Raw genomic sequence first — 15,594 nt, forward strand, 5'->3', positions numbered from 1 at the left:
TCTTTCGATCACGCCTGCACAGTCGTCTGCACGGGACCTGCCACTTTTGCGCGTTTCGGATTACCCGGCATAAATGGGCGCAAAAGGAAGTTATAAATGGCCCCCGCCACAATTCCGCCGAGAATCGGTGCGACAATCGGCACCCACCAATAACCATTGGGGCCTGGAAACGCATTTTGACCCCAGCCAGCGAACCAAGCGAAAATGCGAGGCCCGAGGTCACGCGCAGGATTGAGCGCCCATGCTTCCAACTCACCGCCAAAACCGCCGACCATCGCGACGAGCAATCCAACAATCAACGGCTGAATCTTGCCCAGTTGTCCGTTTGAGTTGTACGCATCGCTCAGGGCAAGAATGCCTATCACCAATGCACCGGTTAAAATCACTTCATCCATGAATGCGTGGCCTGTCGTAATGCCAACATTCGGATGTGTAAAGAAGATACCGGATGTCGTAAGGCCGGACGCGGCGTTGCGAACGGCATGATGCGTTGCGTTGTACGCGTTGATGGCGGGGCTAAACAACGCGTATGTCAACGCACCGCCAAGAAAGCCGCCAATGACTTGCGATACAATAAAACCTGGTACCTTCCTCCACGGAAAACCCCCGTAGACTGCAAACGCCACGGTGACGGCCGGATTGAGATGCGCGCCCGAAATGGCCCCCACCAAGTAGCAGGCCATCGTCACCCCTAAGCCCCACAAAATGCAAATTCCCCAGTAGTCCCCCGAAAACGCGTTATACACGATAGCCATTGCAGCGACGCTGTCGCCGACCATCAACAGAAATGCCGTACCAATCATTTCGGCCAAATACTCGCCCCAGACGTTTTCTCTCACCATGTACCCCCCTATGCTCGGCCGTGTTGGTCCAACGTCCGGATCGATGAACCAACGGACTGGTCTGTCGCTTCGCGCAGCCAGTTGAACGCCGATGCTTCTCCGAGACACAAATAGACGGCAAACAACGCGAAGCGGTAGTCGATACCACTCTCTCATTGCTGCCGTCTCCATATCTCAGAGGCATGATATGAACTTGAGCACATCATACCTGGTTTCATTCAATTTGTAAAGGCTTTCATAAAAACTTTTCTATTGCATTTCCATCCGGCTGCCGGATGTACAGCCCCTATCTCCAGCCCTACTTCATTTGCACTGCCTTCATCGCGCCTCCCACAGCTCTTTGACGGACGATGTGACAGCCGTGGCACCCGCGTCCAAGGCCGCCTCCACTTCGGCCCTCGTGCGAATAAAACCACCAGCAAGAATAGGGATTTTCGTCTTCTCGCGAATCTCGGCAATTAAATGCGGCAGCAATCCCGGCAACACCTCCAAATAATCCGGATTTGCCTGTTCGAGAATGCGGTAACTCGTGCGCAGGCTGTGCGAGTCAATGAGAAAAACGCGTTGCACCGCTAGCACGCCTTGCCGCTTCGCCGTGGCGATGACCGAAGCGTGCGTCGAGATTACACCAAATGGGCGGATCATTTGGCACAGAAATTGCGTGGCAGCCTCGTCATGCTTTAACCCTTGGATTAAATCAGCGTGCAGAATCACCTTTTTCTGATGCTTGTTGGCCATACGCACTAAACTTGGCAAGGCTGACAGATTGCTCTCAAGCAATACGACGTACGCTGAATTCCCAGCCATCAAAGACTCATAGTCTTTTATACTACGCACAGCTGGCAATACCGTTTGCCCGTCAAAATGCATAGTTTACGATCCCACCCTTTCGACCGACGCACGTTCCACGACCATGGGTGAAATCCACTCCACCTGAGCGGTCACTTCTTCTTGCTTAATCATGCGCATCAACAGGTTGGCTGCCCTCTGCCCCTGATCGAATACCGGCTGTTGAATCGTCGTCAAGGCTGGACTACTGGCCTCTGCAACATCGGTATCGTCAAAACCCAAGATGGAAATGTCATGCGGTACGCGTAGACCAACATGCGACGCGGCTCGCAGTGCGCCAATCGCCATGTAATCGTTAAAGCAAAATACGGCACTCGGCTTTTTCGCAGCTGCTAGAATGTGTTTCATACCAATATATCCGCTCTCGATGTCAAACTGCCCTTGCTGCACCCACGCGCGTTCCCAAACCAAATGGAGATCTTGCATCGTTTGATAGGCGGATCGCATCCGCAGAACGTTGTCGACGTGTTCTACCGGCCCCGTGATCATGCCGATGTCGCGATGCCCCTGCGCATACAGATAGCGGATTGCCAAATCGGCGCCTTTCATTTGATCGATCGCGACGCAATGAGGTGGCTTTGCGGCCGGATCAGACTGCATGAACACAACCGGAAAGTCCTTTGGGAGATCCTCCATCAGCTGTTCGGTAACGCCCGAGAACTGCGGGAGTACAAGCATGCCGTCGACGGAATGCTCCAATGCCTTTTTGGTTAATGCGTCGACAGTGGACGGGGTGATGATATCAAATTGCATAGAGTAGCCATCATGGGCCAAGACCTTTGAGATACCTGCCAACATAGGGAATAGGTATCCATTGAGTCGCGGATCAAGGCTTGGATTCACAATATAAAAACCGATTGAAAATACTTTTCCGGCCCGCAAGCTGCGCGCGCTGAGCTTCGGATGGTAGTTAAGAGCCTGCGCCGCCTCCAAGACGCGCCGCAGTGATTCTTCACTGACGCGCTTGCCGTTTAGTGCCCACGATACCGTTGTCGGAGACACGCCCGCCAAACGCGCGATGTCCTTCACCGTCGCCAACTGCCAACCCTCCTTGCTTGATTGTTCGTTTCAAGACTGACCCGTTGTCCATCCTGCAGGGTTATAGCCTTGACGATGGCGATGGTGAACCCATACAGGTTTACTAATTGACATTATAGACAACTGAGGCTATAACGAAAGTAAATCGATTTGACCAAATCGATTTTGACATCGATGAATCCGCTTACAATTCCCCTATTCTCTCTTCTAAGGGGTGATTCAATCTTCCCTATAGCCTTGCATGAAGTCAACTCCATTTTGACAAATCCATACCCATCCAGGGGGGGTACATTTGAAACGACAAATCGCAACGGCCGCAGCCGCTTGGTTGGCCATCGGGACAATGCTGATTCCAACCGCATTTGCGTCTGAAGCGGCAACCAAAGGATCTTTACATGCTGCAAACCAGGCACGGACAGGGCGGGCATCTTCACATATCGCCAACAAGAGGGCCCTCGACAACCAACCGAATTCATCCACAGGAAACGCGCTGGTCAGCTCTTTTACGACGGACATCTCTGCCATTCACGATGCTCTGATGTTGACAGAACTACAAGCAGTCCGAAATGCTGCATCAAACACGCAAAACCTGACCAGTTCTGACTGGGCGGCCATCGTCTACCCAGGCAACGCTTCCCTTTCGGCTTCGCAGCAAGCGACGGTGCAAGCACTCAACGCTATCATCAATCTCTTTACGTTCAGCTCTGTCGCCGCTGACGGCCAAAACGTGCAACAATGGCTGACGTCAATCCAAACTGTCGTGCCACAACTCAATCCACAAACGGTTTATCGCCTGTACATCAGCTTTCTTGCAAGTATCGGCAGCCAATCAAAGGCGATTCTCTCTGGCCAAGCCAACTCACAAGTGATGGATCAAGCTTGGAAGACCGCGGTCACGGTGAACCCGGACATCCTCGTACTCCTTCAGAAAGCCGGTATCACGCCGGATGGACTTGGGCAAATTTGGACTGCCTATGAGAGCAAGGTCGATCCGAATGGCACTGCCCAAGCGGGCTTCCTGACCCGGGTGGTTACAAACTATCTCAAAATCGGTGCACCAACTGCAAATGCCACGGTGACGGTGAATGCAGCGTCCAACACCGGCACCATACCGTCCACGGCATTTGGCATCAACGCCGCCGTCTGGGACAGCGGTTTTGAAAGTCCAACCCTGATCTCCCTCACCAAAGCGTTGGCGCCCGACTTGCTGCGCTATCCAGGCGGATCGATCTCTGATAATTACGACTGGCAAACCAACACGCGCAACGACGGTGGTTATGTCAATCCAGACGACACATTCGACCACTTTATGACGTTCGCCCACAATACAGGCGCACAGCCTATCATCACCGTCAACTATGGCACCGGCACACCCGCAGAGGCGGCGGCATGGGTGAAGTATGCAAACGTCACCAATCACTATGACGTTAAGTACTGGGAAATTGGTAACGAGACTTACGGCAACGGATACTACAACGGAAGCGGTTGGGAAGCGGATGATCACGCCGTACAAGGCCAACCTGAAAAGGGCAATCCGGGATTAAGCCCACAGACCTATGCAAACAACGCGGAACAGTATATCCAGCAGATGAAGGCGCAGGATCCATCCATTAAGATTGGCGCCGTACTCACGATGCCGTATAACTGGCCCTGGGGTGCGACAGTGAATGGCAATGATGATTGGAACACAACCGTGCTCAAGGCCATCGGCAAAGACATCGATTTTGTCGATGTCCATTGGTACCCGGAATCGCCTGGTCAAGAGACCGATGCGGGGCTGCTTGCCGACACCGATCAAATCCCAGCTATGATCACAGAGTTGCACAGGGAAATTGACGAATACGCAGGATCAAACGCGAAAAACGTGCAAATCTTTGTGACGGAGACAAACAACACCTCGTCGACACCTGGACAGCAGTCGAACAACCTGGTCAACGCTCTCTATTTGGCGGACGATCTCACTGGATTCGTGCAAGCTGGCGTAGCGAACGTCGACTGGTGGGATTTGCTCAACAGCGCTGGCGATGGCTACAACAGCCCCACGTTGTATGGCCAAAATTTATTTGGCGACGAAGGATTGCTGTCATCCGGCCAGACCTCTCCGAAGGGAGCCGTCGAACCTCCAGCCGACACGCCATTGCCCACATACTACGGCTACCAAATGGTTGCAGACTTCGCAAAGCCCGGTGACACCATGTTGGGAACCCTGTCGTCGGCAAGCGCGATCGACACGCATGCCGTAAAGCTCCCGAATGGCGATCTCTCGCTCATGCTGGTCAACCGAGACCCTAACAACGTTTACAACGTGACGCTTGATCTGGAGGGTTACTCGCCAGCTCTCGTCGAAAAATCAGAGATTTATGGAGAGGGTAGCCCGGCGGTGACCAATACGGCCCAGATTCCGTTCACGAACACGGTTAAGCTTCCGCCCTACTCGGTCACAGACCTGCTACTCAAACCTGCTTTGCCCGGAGTTGCAAAGCAGCAAGTATCGGATCAAACAACAGTCGGTGCAAGTAGCATCGCAGCTGGGCAAACCGAGACCATCACGTCCACCTTTACCAACCATGGTGGCTATTTGCCTGATGCCACGCTCGATCTCGAAGTTTATGATGCGACGGGCGATCTCGTTGCACAGCAAACTGTGCCCCATGTCTCACTGCCCGCCGGCGGCTCGAAGCAAGTGACGTGGAACTGGGTTGCGCCAAACAACCAACAGACGTTTACCGTGGAGGCATACGCATTTAGCGGGATCGGCGGTTTTGTGTATGACGCAGACAGAAACGCCGCGACGTTCACCGTCACACCGCCACCTCTAGCCAAGTACGGAGACATCGTCGCCACCGGCACACAAGTGACCGTATCCGGGGCAGATCAGGGCACATACAGCATCTCAGACAACAACGGCCAGTACCAAAACGGCCCAACCATCAAAGTTTCACCTGGCGATACGGTAACGATCACGACGACGTTTAAAAACGTCTCAGCGTCTGATTTTCTTCAGAATGCCATTCTCGACATGGAAATTGACCCGGGCGCGTTCCAATACTTTACGCAAAGTAATAACTTGGCCCCCGGACAGTCGATCACGCTGACGAAAACATGGACAGTGCCATCAACGTTGGCATCAGGAACCTATCAGCTTGGGTTCCAGGCGGATAACAACAACACTTGGGGCGGATCGAACAACTGCTATTATCAGCCGAATGTTGCAACGTTTGCGATGACCAACACAAGTGAAGCCAAGCCTGCCGCGAAGTATGGCGACATTGTCACGGGTAATACGACCGTTAGCGTCAATGGAACCACCTACAATGTTCCGGCACCTGATGGTAGCGGGCATTATCCAAGTGGAACCAACATCTCGGTTCAGCCTGGCGATACGGTGACCATCACCACGACGTTCCAGAATGTTTCGTCCTCCGATTACCTTCAAAATGGATTATTGGATATTGAGGTCGATGGTTCATCCGGGAGCGTGTTCCAACAAACTGCACAAGATGTCACACTGAATCCAGGCGACACGAAAACGGTATCCGTAACTTGGAACGTGCCATCGTCACAGGCGAGCGGTACCTACACTCTGATGTTCCAAGCGTTTGACAACAGCGATTGGACAGGGAACTGCTACTATACAAACGGTGGCGTAGCAGATATAGACGTAGGATAAGCGCGAGGGATAACCTTAGTATGGGGCTGGCCACCATGTGGTCAGCCCCTTTCTGACTACTGAAAGGAATACAGGATGTACCCGAGGTAGACCGCTGAAGCCCACATCATCAACGCTGACAGACGATTGATGATGCGTTTTGCACCCATGCGTGCAGCTGTACGGCTGGTCACATGTCCTATGGTCATGAGGACGAAAAACCAAATCCACGAAACAGCCGCACACGCCGCACCAAACGCGATTTTAACCGGCCATGTTGTGTATACGGATGCGCTGCCGCCGATGACAGCCAAGGTATCAAGCAACGCATGCGGGTTGAGCAATGAAACTGACGCAGCAAACGTCACTTGGCGCTTGATGGTCCAAACACCTTGGTTCGTTGACTGTGTTTCACTTGGCTCATCCCGCCATGTCGTCCAGCCCATGTAGATTAAAAAGCAGATGCCGATGATCCCGAATATCCAGCGTAACCAGACGATGTGAAAGGCGGCGGCTGACACCCCTATCACCGCCAACGTGATGAGCAACGTGTCACAAAGTGCAGCTGTGATCACGGCTGGTACCGCACCTAGCCAGTGCTTATGCAGGGCACCCTGACTAAGCAAAAAACCATTTTGCATGCCGATGGGCATAATGAGCGCAATCGAAAGAAGAAAACCGTGTAGGACGGCTGCGAGCATTGGATACATCCTCCACAGGCCTAAGTCCAACAGACCCTCATATCGAACCAGCATTGAATATATCATACAAAAGTGTGATGCTAAGTAGGGATGAAAGTCGAATGCCAAGTCCGTTACAATATCCCTGATAACGGAATGTCGTGAACGAGAGTTCGAAGCTTATCATTCAAAAGGAGGGCAACGTCTTGAAACATGAAACTCGCATTCGCGTCCGCTTTAGTGACACAGATCTAAATGGTCATGTCAATAACGCCGTCTACGCGACGTACATGGAAGAGTCCCGCATCGCCTTCGTGCGCGAGGTATTTCCTAATGACCGACTTTCATTAGTCCTGGCATCGCTCCACATCGACTATCGAGCCCAAACTCATTATCCAGAACACCAATGGGTCGTTGCGACGACGTGGCTTACTCGTATAGGACGTTCTAGTTTTGAGTTTTACTGTGAAATCCGAAGCGAAGAGGGTATCCTGCTCTGCGAAGGCACGGCTGTAGTCGTGAACTTTGACTTTGTGACGCAAACAAGTCAACCGCTATCTGATGAAGTCAAGGCGCGTTTATCCCAGTACCTCGTCCAAAAAGAGGATTGCGATTCGACTCGCGTATAAGATTAGAAACCACGACAGGCTGCGTCGTGGTTTTTCCTCTCACCAACTATTCAATTAAGGTCTCCCATAACGAACCCCGCCGAACCGGTTCTCCGTGTGCGGGACAAACCCAATCAAAAGGTAATCTACCCACTGCAGCCAACGATCGTTTAAGTGCTGACTTATCCCAAGTCAGGATCCCTGGAGACTTCTTCAGCTTGCCCCCACGGGACGTGACAAGATCGCCCGCCAAAAGAACGTCGCCAGTTCGCAGGCAGATATGACCCGGCGTATGACCCGGCGCCGGAATCACCTCGAGATCGCCGACGAGCCGACCGGGATCTAAAGCTTGATCGATCCGCGGCCTATCCACTCTCATCACACGACTGATCAAACGGCGCAGGCCGGGAGCACGCTCAGCACCGTGTATATACGGAATATCATCAGCAGGTGCCCACAACGTTGCGCCGGATATCTCCTTTAGATGTTTGGCATTGCCAATGTGATCGACATCCTGATGGGTCAAGACGATGTGCGCGAGATCGCTCGGCTTTATACCTAGCCCCGCCAATGCGGATACGATGTCACTGCCTTTGCCTGGCATGCCCGTGTCGACGAGGACTGGCTCCTGGCCAAGTACCAGATAACAATAACTCCCCTTCGTGCACTCGAGCAGATGCACATTTGGTGCGATCTCCATCCTCCGCCCCTCCTCAGAGACCGAACTCACTCAAACCAACGTATGTGCCCACTCGTCGACCGTCATCACGTCGGCTTGACGCGGGAACACCTTTTCCACGAGCACCTGGTGCACCTCAGGATCCCCATCCAAACAAGCGTCTTTCAGAACCGTGAGCGCATAGTCCTTGTCGGCCGCTTCACGCACGGTCGAGAGCACGACACCACTCGTGGCAATGCCACACAAGACCAAGTTTGTCACGCCTTTTGCGCGCAAGATGACTTCCAAATTGCTTCCGGCAAAAGCACTCACGCGATATTTCGTGACGACAGGCTCACCCGGCTGTGGTTTCACCAAGTCGTGAATCTGTGTGCTGTTATCGTTGACCGTCATGCCTCCCGCCTGTGACAAGCGCGAAAACATTTTATTGCGCGGACCAGCCTCGGGATATCCTTCGCTAAAGGCTACACGGACAAAGATGACCTGCATCCCAGCTTTGCGCGCCGCATCGACTGCAAGGCGAAAAGGCTGTAACGTCGTCTCATCCTTCATATAGCGGCCTGCGATGCCATTTTGCACATCCATGACAAGGAGTGCTGTTTGCGCGTGTTGAGTCATCACGTCACGACCTTTCACATCTCGTTCTTTGTACTGAGATCTCAACACCTCATAGTGTACGCCTTTGCCGACAAGGGTTCAAAATCATTGAAGTTTACGAGTCTGCTCCGAGCTTGTAGGAGTTTTGTCTTCTAATGTCGAAATTAAGGGCGCAATTTGCGCGAATTGAATGCGAGCGAGAAACAAATTCTTCTTGTATGTACACATTCAGAGGGGGCTTTTGTGATGAAACAGAAATTTTTGGCCGTAGCAGCATCAGTTTTGGCTCTGACTGCGATGGTTACGGGCTGTGGCACAGGCGCGGCCAGCAACACTGCTGCAACAAACGGATCCAATGCGACAAATAGCGCTGGAACGTCAAACGGTACAGGAACCACGAATGGTAAGACCATCAAGATTGGCTTGGTCACAGACACTGGGGGATTGAATGACAACGGCTTTAACCACCTCGCCTACGTTGGCATGACCAACGCACAACATCAATTGAATGGTGTGTCCACAAGTGTGGTACAGTCGCAATCAGAGTCCGATTATGTGCCGAACTTGAGTCACTTCGCGCAAAACGGCTACAACTTGGTCATTGCCGTCGGTTATCTGATGGAAGATGCGGTCAAACAGGTCGCAAAAGAATATCCGAAGACAGATTTTCTGATTATCGATGACAACATCACAGGCATTCCGAACGTCGCGAGCGCCATTTTCCAATCTGAGCAGGCTGGCTATCTTGCCGGTGTAGTGGCCGGACTCGTGCAAAAGAACCATCAACTCAAGGGGTTGAATACGAAAAACGTGGTGGGTGTGATTGGCGGTCAAGATATTCCACCCGTGGACACCTATATTGCAGGTTTCCAACAAGGCTTCAAAAAGGAGGACCCCAACGGGAAAGTCCTCTTGCAATACACCAACAGTTTTTCGGATGAGGCACTCGGCAGCCAATACGCACAAAATGAAATCTCGCAGGGCGCCGACATCATCTTTCCGGTTGCTGGCGGTTGCGGCATTGGTGCCATCAACGCGGCCCAAAGCGCAAAAGTGTACGCCATCGGCGTCGATACCAATCAGGCTTACTTAGCACCTGGAACCGTCATTACAAGCGCCACAAAGGGCGTCGATACGGCGGTATTCGATACCATCAAGGCTGTCCAAAACGGTACATTTAAGGGTGGTGTATCGACGTTTAATCTGGCGAACAACGGCGTCGGGATCGCCCCGCTCATGAAGGGTGTACCACAGTCGGTGCAGACGACCGTAAATCAGATTAAACAACAAATTATCAGCGGCCAAATCAAGGTTTCGACGACGGTTCAACGATAATCGCATCTCTTCGTCAACATCGCAGACGGGATGGCGGCCTTTTGCTACAAAGCGCCGCCATCCGCTATGCATATATACAGCTTGAACAAGTGGATGACAATCATTGTTTGGTCACAGGAAAGAGAGGTCGGCACCGCGATTGGAGAACTTTTTGGAGATTGTCGACTTGAAAAAGTGGTTTCCTGGCGTCAAAGCCAATGATGGCGTGAACTTGACGCTACGCGCTGGAGAGGTACATGCGATTCTTGGCGAAAATGGTGCGGGCAAGTCGACGCTGATGAAAATGATTTATGGACTCCTTGAACCCACATCCGGGGAGATTCGGTTTATGGGGAAGGCCGTACATTTTCGCAGCCCTCGTGAAGCCATTCACGCAGGAATTGGCATGGTTCACCAACACTTCATGCTGATACCCGCATTGACCGTCGCCGAAAACGTCGTGCTTGGTGATGAACCAGGGCGTATCAAGTTCAACCGAAAAGAAGCGGAAAGGCGCGTTCGCGATCTATCTGAAAAATATCGACTGGCTATTGATCCAACCGCGAAAGTCGCCGATCTTTCGGTTGGGCTGCAACAACGCGTGGAAATTTTGAAAGCATTTTACCGCAAAGCGAAGCTCATCATTCTTGATGAACCGACGGCGCTTTTGACGCCGCAAGAGACGCGAGAATTGTTTGCCATTATTCACGGCTTAAAAGCAGACGGCGTACCTGTCCTGTTCATCAGTCACAAATTAGATGAGGTCCTTGAGATCAGTGACCGAGTCACCGTCATGCGGGCGGGCAAGACAGTCGAAACGGTGGAAACAGCTGGGGCAACACCGCAAAGCCTGGCCAACCTGATGGTCGGCCGCGAAGTCGTCCTGCGCGTCGAAAAAAACGCTGCACATCCAGGCGAGCCCATTTTAAAAATTCATGATCTGCACGTTCGGGATTCTGGACGCATCGAACGCGTCAAGGGTGTCAACCTGGAACTACGCCGTGGAGAGATTCTCGGTCTTGCCGGCATCGACGGCAACGGGCAATTCGAATTGGCAGATGCCATCGCCGGCTTAATCAAGGCGGAACAAGGGCACATCATCTTCGATGGCCACGACATCACGCGCTTGACCCCCGCCGAGCGAACGGAACGCGGCATTGCATATGTGCCCCAGGATCGCCAAGCAGACGGTCTTGTCCTGTCGTTCGATCTCGTGGAAAACACCATTCTGCGCGACTTTCGCAAACGTCCTTTTGCTAAGAATGGCGTGATCGACCGAGCTGCCGCAGCCAGCTATACGGAACGGCTGATTCGTGAATTCGATGTGCGTCCCCCTGACGCATCGCGCAAGGCTTCCGAACTGTCTGGGGGAAATCAGCAAAAAGTCATCTTGGCTCGCGAGGTCTCGCGCGATCCGCTGATGTTGATTGCAGCTCAACCAACGCGCGGATTGGACGTTGGCGCCATCGAAGGCATCCACCGTCAGCTTGTACGTTTGCGAGACGAAGGCAAAGGCGTGTTATTGGTATCTCTCGAATTGGAAGAAATCCTTAGTTTATCGGATCGCATTGCTGTCATTCACGACGGTCGCATCGTCGCGATTGTGCCAGGAGCCCACGCCACGCGAGAACAAATCGGTCTGCTCATGGCCGGATCGCACGGGCATTCGGAGGTGTCCATGTCTTGAAATCATTGCGCTCCATTCTTCTTCCAATGGGTGCTTCCCTGTTGGCCATGATCATCGGGGGCATTCTCGTCGCTGCACTCGGCTATAATCCCGTGACCGTCTATGGTTCCCTTATATCGGGTGCCTTTGGAAACGGTATCAATATTGGCAACACCATCACAGCAAGCCTGCCGCTGATCATTGTTGGCCTTGGTATTGCCATCTCGTTTCAATCCGGGTTGTTCAACATCGGCGCCGATGGCCAGTACTGGATTGGTGCTACCGCCGCAGTCTGGTTCGGCTATCACTTCAATAGCCTCCCGGGTTGGCTGCACATGATTGTATGTATTGTCGTGGGGATGGTCGCCGGCGCGTTGTGGGCAGGCATCATTCCAGGCCTCACCAAGGCATACGTCGGATCGCACGAAGTCATTACAACAATGATGATGAGTTATATTGGCATTCTGTTGGCACGCTACCTCATTGAAGGGGGACCGATGCAACAGAAAGGATTTAATCCGCAATCGCCGGAAATTGTCCAAAATACGCAGTTCCCATACTTTACACAAGGTCTCATGCAATCGCAGTTATCGCTGGTGGCTGTCGCCATTGCCGTTGTCGCCGTCATTGCCGTGTGGTTTCTACTGTACAAAACCACACTCGGCTATCAATTGCGCACGGTCGGGCTCAATCAGCGTGCCGCCAGGTATGCAGGCATCAACGTGAAGCTGTTTACCGTCGTCGCACTGTGCCTCTCCGGACTATTTGCTGGCCTTGCGGGTGCAGTTCAGATGTTGGGTGTCGATCACCGACTTCTCGACGGCTTTTCATCAAACTATGGCTACACAGCCATCGTCGTCTCGTTGCTGGCTCGCAATAACCCAATTGGCGTGATCATTGCTGGCTTGTTCTTTGGAGCCCTAACCACCGGTGGACAAAACATGCAAATGGTCTCCAACGTCCCGGCTGCTCTGACCGACGTTCTAACAGGCCTGATCATCTTTTTCGTCGCCTGCGAGCGCATCATCCCACAAATCATCGGCTGGTATCGCCGGCGCCGGACACTCAAATCGACAACCGTGGCTTCCTGAGCGCCATCCATCGCCACCGCCACAAGAGATGTCAAAACAACAGGACTTACTGAAAAGGAGTGAAATCAGTCGTGATCTTCTCCGATCCGGAAATTTGGGCAGCCACTTTGTCGATGGCCGTGCCACTTGCCTTGCCAGCCATCGGGGGGACATTCTCCGAACGCACTGGCGTCGTCAATATCGCCATGGAAGGTATTATGCTGATTGGAGCCTTTTTTGCAGTCACCTTTTCCTACTGGACAGGAAGTGCATGGCTCGGATTGCTAGCCGCCCTCATTTGCGGTGGACTCACAGCTGCTGCGCTTGCCTGGGGTGCGATACGCGTCTCTGCCGATCAAACTGTCCTCGGTATGGGCATCAACATCTTTGCCGCGGGCTTGACGACGTTTCTCTTGAATACGCTGTTTGGATTTAACGGCACACCCATCAATACACCCAAGCTGCCCGACATCAGCATACCGGGCTTAGATAAGATCCCGTACATCGGCGTCATCTTCCAAAACCAGAGCATTCTGGTTTACATCATGGTTGTGTTGGTGATTATCTCGCACTGGTTCCTGTTCCACACGCGCTTAGGTCTGCGCATGCGCTCCGTCGGCGAACACCCATTGGCCGCCGATACGCTTGGTATCAACGTCTGGCGCATTCGTTACTTTGGGGTCATTCTGAGCGGCCTGTTCTCCGCGCTCGGTGGCGCATATCTCTCCATCGGCGTCCTGAACGGCTTCACCCCGAACATGACAAACGGACGCGGGTACATCGCCCTCGCCGCCATGATCTTTGGAAAGTGGACGCCACTCGGATCATTTGGTGCAGCGCTGATCTTTGGCTTCTCCACAGCGCTCGGCATCGTCCTGCAAGGGCAAGGGATTTCATCAAACCTGTTGCAGATGATCCCTTATGCACTAACCATTCTCGCACTGGCTGGCCTTGTCGGGCGAGCCGTCGCTCCAGCCGCAGATGGCATTCCATACGACCCTCGCCGCTCATGAAAATCACCCCGCCCCGCCCTTTCCGGAGCGGGGTCTTTTGGATCAAACACCCTCGCAACAGTAGGTCAACGTGATGCAATCTTCGCTTCACCTGTGACTAATCGCGTCCCGCCGTCGCCTCCGCCTGCATCCACTGGAAGTGGAATACGCCATCGCGATCGACCCGCTTGAATGTATGCGCACCGAAGTAGTCTCGCTGCGCCTGCAACAAGTTTGCAGGTAACGTCGCAGAACGGTAGCTGTCGTAATAAGCCAAGGCACTCGCAAACGCTGGAACAGGGACACCGTATGTCACGGCCGTGGCAACCACCCGCCGCCATGCCATTTGATATTGTTCGATCACGCTGCGGAAATACGGATCAAGCAGCAGATTGGGTAGATTGGCGTCGCGATCGTAAGCGTCCTTGATGTTCTGCAAAAATTGTGCACGAATAATGCAACCACCGCGGAAAATCATGGCGATATTGCCCAATTCGAGATTCCAGCCATACTCCTCCGATGCCTGACGCATCTGCGCGAAACCCTGTGCATATGAGCAAATCTTGCTTGCATACAAAGCCTGCCGGACGTCTTCGATAAAGGCCTCCTTATCGAGCGCGACAGACGGTTGCTCAGGGCCACGCAAGATCTTGCTCGCGTGCACACGCTCTTCCTTCATCGCGGAAAGAAAACGTGCAAACACACTCTCTGTAATCATCGACAGAGGCACGCCGAGATCAAGCGCACTTTGACTCGTCCATTTGCCTGTTCCCTTTTGCCCTGCCGTATCGAGGATCACATCGACCATCGGCTTGCCCGTGTCGGGATCGTATTTACTGAAGATGTCAGCCGTGATTTCAATGAGGTAACTATCGAGTTCTCCCTGGTTCCACTCATCAAAAACCTCGTGCAACTCCTCTGCCGTGAGGCTAAGCACGTCCTTCAAAAGGTGATACGCTTCACAAATGAGCTGCATATCGCCGTATTCGATCCCATTGTGCACCATCTTGACATAGTGCCCAGCACCATCCGGTCCTATATAGGTGCAGCAGGGGTCATTGCCCACCTTCGCGGAAATCGCCGTTAAAATCGGCTCCACCAGCGCATACGCATCGCGCTGACCCCCCGGCATAATGGCTGGGCCACGAAGAGCGCCCTCCTCACCGCCAGAGACACCCGTACCGATATAACGAATACCTTTTGCTTCTAAGGCGTGATTGCGCCGCCGCGTGTCCTCGAAAAACGAGTTGCCACCGTCGATCAACACGTCGCCTTCGACGAGATAAGGTAACAACTGCTCGATGGTCTCATCCGTCGGTGCCCCCGCCTGAACCATCAAAAGAATCTTCCGGGGCGACGTCAGTGACTCCATGAATTCTTCGATAGAATAAGTAGGCTGAATTCGCTTACCCACCGCTTCTTCGACCAGTTCGTCTGTACGCGTGCGCGATCGATTGTACACGGAGACAGAAAATCCTCGACTTTCGATGTTCAATGCTAGATTCTTGCCCATCACAGCTAGCCCGATCACGCCAATATCCGACTTCGCCATCCACACGTTGCCCCTTTATCATTGAAAATAAAAGTCTGGTGTAGGATATGATATAATA

General features: G+C 52.9%; 13 protein-coding genes. 6 read left to right on the forward strand and 7 right to left on the reverse strand.

Annotated features, from left to right (window positions below; translation table 11 throughout):
- Positions 1–8: 8 nt before the first annotated feature.
- The 3 genes from BLU70_RS06620 to BLU70_RS06630 all read right to left on the reverse strand — a co-directional run bounded on the left by BLU70_RS06620 (position 9) and on the right by BLU70_RS06630 (position 2,720).
- Positions 9–842, reverse strand: coding sequence for an MIP/aquaporin family protein (locus BLU70_RS06620; RefSeq protein ID WP_074692811.1), 834 nt, complete (start codon positions 840–842; stop codon positions 9–11).
- Positions 843–1,160: 318 nt separating this feature from the next.
- Positions 1,161–1,712, reverse strand: a complete 552-nt coding sequence (locus BLU70_RS06625; RefSeq protein ID WP_074692814.1) for a glycerol-3-phosphate responsive antiterminator — start codon at positions 1,710–1,712, stop codon at positions 1,161–1,163.
- Positions 1,713–1,715: 3 nt separating this feature from the next.
- Positions 1,716–2,720 (reverse strand): LacI family DNA-binding transcriptional regulator, encoded by a 1,005-nt coding sequence (locus BLU70_RS06630; protein ID WP_244885137.1) that lies wholly within the window; start codon positions 2,718–2,720, stop codon positions 1,716–1,718.
- Positions 2,721–3,021: 301 nt separating this feature from the next.
- Here BLU70_RS06630 and BLU70_RS06635 point away from each other — a divergent pair, with 301 nt between their 5' ends.
- A complete protein-coding gene (locus BLU70_RS06635) occupies positions 3,022–6,399 on the forward strand; it encodes an alpha-L-arabinofuranosidase (protein ID WP_074692817.1) in 3,378 nt (1,125 codons plus the stop codon).
- A gap of 56 nt (positions 6,400–6,455) precedes the next feature.
- Here the strand turns inward: BLU70_RS06635 and BLU70_RS06640 are convergent, their stop codons facing one another.
- The gene (locus BLU70_RS06640; RefSeq protein WP_074692818.1) at positions 6,456–7,079 is read right to left on the reverse strand and encodes a LysE/ArgO family amino acid transporter; all 624 of its coding nucleotides are present in this window, start codon (positions 7,077–7,079) and stop codon (positions 6,456–6,458) included.
- Between the two features lie 185 nt (positions 7,080–7,264).
- On the opposite strand from BLU70_RS06640, the gene BLU70_RS06645 reads away from it, so the two are divergent.
- The gene (locus BLU70_RS06645; protein ID WP_074692819.1) at positions 7,265–7,687 is read left to right on the forward strand and encodes an acyl-CoA thioesterase; all 423 of its coding nucleotides are present in this window, start codon (positions 7,265–7,267) and stop codon (positions 7,685–7,687) included.
- Between the two features lie 46 nt (positions 7,688–7,733).
- On the opposite strand, the gene BLU70_RS06650 is transcribed toward BLU70_RS06645, so the two are convergent.
- Together BLU70_RS06650 and BLU70_RS06655 are read right to left on the reverse strand one after the other, a co-directional pair.
- Positions 7,734–8,366 carry an MBL fold metallo-hydrolase gene (locus BLU70_RS06650; RefSeq protein ID WP_074692820.1) on the reverse strand — a complete coding sequence of 211 codons (633 nt, stop codon included), beginning with the start codon at positions 8,364–8,366 and terminating at the stop codon, positions 7,734–7,736.
- Positions 8,367–8,396: 30 nt separating this feature from the next.
- Positions 8,397–8,963, reverse strand: coding sequence for a cysteine hydrolase family protein (locus BLU70_RS06655; protein ID WP_040288266.1), 567 nt, complete (start codon positions 8,961–8,963; stop codon positions 8,397–8,399).
- 225 nt (positions 8,964–9,188) lie between these two features.
- Between BLU70_RS06655 and BLU70_RS06660 the strand changes: the two genes are divergently transcribed.
- The 4 genes from BLU70_RS06660 (at position 9,189) to BLU70_RS06675 (ending at position 14,005) form a co-directional block, all read left to right on the forward strand.
- Positions 9,189–10,277, forward strand: coding sequence for a BMP family lipoprotein (locus BLU70_RS06660; protein WP_040288248.1), 1,089 nt, complete (start codon positions 9,189–9,191; stop codon positions 10,275–10,277).
- A gap of 139 nt (positions 10,278–10,416) precedes the next feature.
- On the forward strand, positions 10,417–11,943 hold the full coding sequence (locus BLU70_RS06665) for an ABC transporter ATP-binding protein (RefSeq protein WP_006445481.1): 1,527 nt from the start codon (positions 10,417–10,419) through the stop codon (positions 11,941–11,943).
- The gene (locus BLU70_RS06670) at positions 11,940–13,013 is read left to right on the forward strand and encodes an ABC transporter permease (protein ID WP_074692821.1); all 1,074 of its coding nucleotides are present in this window, start codon (positions 11,940–11,942) and stop codon (positions 13,011–13,013) included. Before BLU70_RS06665 ends, BLU70_RS06670 begins: the two co-directional genes overlap by 4 nt.
- 71 nt (positions 13,014–13,084) lie before the next feature.
- On the forward strand, positions 13,085–14,005 hold the full coding sequence (locus tag BLU70_RS06675; protein WP_040288249.1) for an ABC transporter permease: 921 nt from the start codon (positions 13,085–13,087) through the stop codon (positions 14,003–14,005).
- Between the two features lie 97 nt (positions 14,006–14,102).
- Here BLU70_RS06675 and gndA read toward each other — a convergent pair whose 3' ends face one another.
- Positions 14,103–15,536, reverse strand: a complete 1,434-nt coding sequence (gene gndA / locus BLU70_RS06680; protein ID WP_074692823.1) for an NADP-dependent phosphogluconate dehydrogenase — start codon at positions 15,534–15,536, stop codon at positions 14,103–14,105.
- Positions 15,537–15,594: the final 58 nt, after the last annotated feature.

This window comes from Alicyclobacillus hesperidum (assembly GCF_900107035.1).
In the GTDB taxonomy this organism is placed as follows: Bacteria; Bacillota; Bacilli; order Alicyclobacillales; family Alicyclobacillaceae; genus Alicyclobacillus; species Alicyclobacillus hesperidum.